Annotated in this window: 2 protein-coding genes; both read left to right on the top strand. The window is 75.0% G+C overall.

Going from position 1 to position 2,561, the window contains the following annotated elements:
- Positions 1 to 694 (top strand): acyl carrier protein (locus ACFQBR_RS33525; protein ID WP_378554980.1); only part of this gene is annotated, 694 nt, incomplete at its 5' end.
- A 43-nt stretch (positions 695 to 737) separates the two neighbouring features.
- Positions 738 to 2,561 (top strand): type I polyketide synthase (locus ACFQBR_RS33520; RefSeq protein ID WP_378554979.1); only part of this gene is annotated, 1,824 nt, incomplete at its 3' end.

Genomic DNA, 2,561 nt, shown 5'->3' with positions numbered 1-2,561 from the left:
GGCGTACGCGCACGGCGCGGACATCGACTGGACGGCGGTGTTCGGGCGGGGGGCGCGGGTGGTGGAGCTGCCGACCTACCCCTTCCAACGACAGCGCTACTGGCGCTCGCCCGCGCCCGCCTCGGGGGCCGCGGCGGCCCCCGAACCTGCGGGGGCCGGGGCGGTCCCGTCCGGCGGCACCGCCGCACGAGGCGACTGGCGGCTTCCGCCCGGGCTCTCGGCGGCCGAACGGGAGGAGGCCGTCCTCACCCTGGTCCGCGCGGAGACCGCCGCCGTCCTCGGCCACCCGCGAGCGGAGGACGTCGACCTCGGCCGCGGCTTCCTCGACGCGGGCGGTACCTCGCTCGGCGCCGTCCAGCTGCGGAACCGGCTCAACGAGGCGACCGGCCTGGACCTGCCCGTCACCGTGGCACTGGACCACCCCACGGCGCTCGCCCTCACCCGCCACGTGGCCGACCGCCTCGCGGAGGCGTCCGCCGCCGACCGGGCCCCGCTGCCCGTCCTGGACGAACTGGACAGGCTCGAAACGGCCCTGGCCGCATCGGCGGTGGACGACGGGACCAGGAAGGAGCTCGGCGACCGACTGCGCGGCCTCCTGCGCCGCCTCGACGACTCCGGTCCCGGGACCGAGTACGACGAGGCCACCGACGACCAGCTCCTGGAGCTGATCGACCAGGAGTTCGGGATCTCCTGACCCGCGGACCCTCCTGACCGGAACGCACACGAGAGCAGCACGGATGACGAACGAGAACAAGTTCCGCGACCTGGTCAAGAAGATGGCCGTCGACCTGCGACAGGCACGCACCCGTGTCGAGGAGCTGGAGGAGCGCGACCACGAGCCCGTCGCGGTGGTCGGGATCGGCTGCCGCTTCCCCGGGGCCGACACCCCCGAAGGGCTGTGGGACCTGCTCGTCGAGGGGCGCGAGACCAGGGGCGGGTTCCCCACCGATCGCGGCTGGGACCTGGAGGGCCTGTTCAACCCCGACCCGGACGGTCTCGGCCGGACCTACGTCCGCTCCGCGAGCTTCCTGGAGGGCGCGGGGGACTTCGACCCCGCCTTCTTCGGGATCAACCCCCGCGAGGCCATGGCCATGGACCCCCAGCACCGCCTCGTCATGGAGACGGCGTGGGAGGCCCTCGAACACGCGGGCATCACCCCCGGGTCCCTGCACTCCACCCCCGCGGGCGTGTTCGTCGGCATGGTCGGCCAGACCTACGGGCCACCGGTCCAGGAGTCCCCGGCCGAACTGGTGGGGTACCGCCTGACCGGCGGCATGACCGCCGTCGCCGCGGGCCGGGTGTCCTACACCCTGGGGCTGGAGGGCCCCGCGATCACGGTGGACACCGCCTGCTCGTCCTCCCTCGTGTCGATCGCCATGGCCGTGCGCTCCCTGCGCTCGGGCGAGTCCTCCCTCGCCCTGGCCGGAGGCGTCACCGCCCACACCGACACCTCCGCGTGGGTGTCCTTCACGGGCCACGGCGTGCTGTCCGCGGACGGCCGCTGCAAGGCGTTCTCCGCCGACGCCGACGGCACCGGCTGGGGCGAGGCAGCCGGCATGCTCGTCCTGGAGCGCCTGTCGGACGCGCGGCGCAACGGGCACCGGGTGCTGGCGGTGATCCGGGGCGGCGCGGTCAACCAGGACGGCGCCTCCAGCGGCCTGACCGCGCCCAGCGGCCCCTCCCAGGAGCGGGTGATCCGCCAGGCCCTCGCCGACGCCCGGCTCACACCGGCCGACGTCGACGCCGTGGAGGCCCACGGCACCGGCACCCGGCTCGGCGACCCCATCGAGGCCAACGCCCTGCTCGCCACCTACGGGCGCGACCGGACCGGGGAACCCCTGTGGCTCGGGTCGCTCAAGACCAACATCGGGCACACCGGGGCGGCCGCCGGGGTCTCCGGGGTCATCAAGTCGATCCTGGCCATGCGCGAGGGGATCCTGCCGCGGACGCTCCACGTCGCCGAGCCCACCCCGTTCGTGGACTGGTCCTCCGGCGCCGTGGAGCTCCTCACCGAGGCGCGGCCGTGGCCGGAGACCGGCCGCCCCCGCCGTGTGGGCGTGTCCGCGTTCGGCGCCAGCGGGACCAACGCCCACCTCGTCCTGGAGCAGGCTCCCGACGAGGCCGTTCCCGCCCCGGAACGGGAGGGCGCCGTCCTCACCGGCCCCTCCCGCGACCCGGGGGCGCGGAGCGCGGCCGGAGCCGCGGGGCCGGTGCCCTGGGTGGTCTCGGCCCACAGCCGGGAGGCGCTCGACGACTCCCTCGCCCGTCTGCGCGACCGGGTCGGGGCGGATCCCGGTCTGGACCCGGTGGACGTGGGGTGGTCGCTGGCGACCACCCGCACGGCCTTCGAGTACCGGGCCGCCGTGGTCGGGACCGGCCGCGACACCCTCCTGGCACGCCTCGGTGAACTAGCTGAGGGCGTGAACGCGGTCGGCACGGTTCGCGGACGCGCGTCGGATCGCAGGCCCGTGCTGGTCTTCCCCGGTCAGGGTGGTCAGTGGGAGGGGATGGCGGTGGAGTTGTTGGATTCCTCACCGGTGTTCGCGGAGCGGATCGCGGAG

It is taken from the genome of Nocardiopsis tropica (genome assembly GCF_042660575.1).
Lineage (GTDB): Bacteria > Actinomycetota > Actinomycetes > Streptosporangiales > Streptosporangiaceae > Nocardiopsis > Nocardiopsis tropica.
This window is presented reverse-complemented; position numbering and strand designations above follow the sequence as displayed.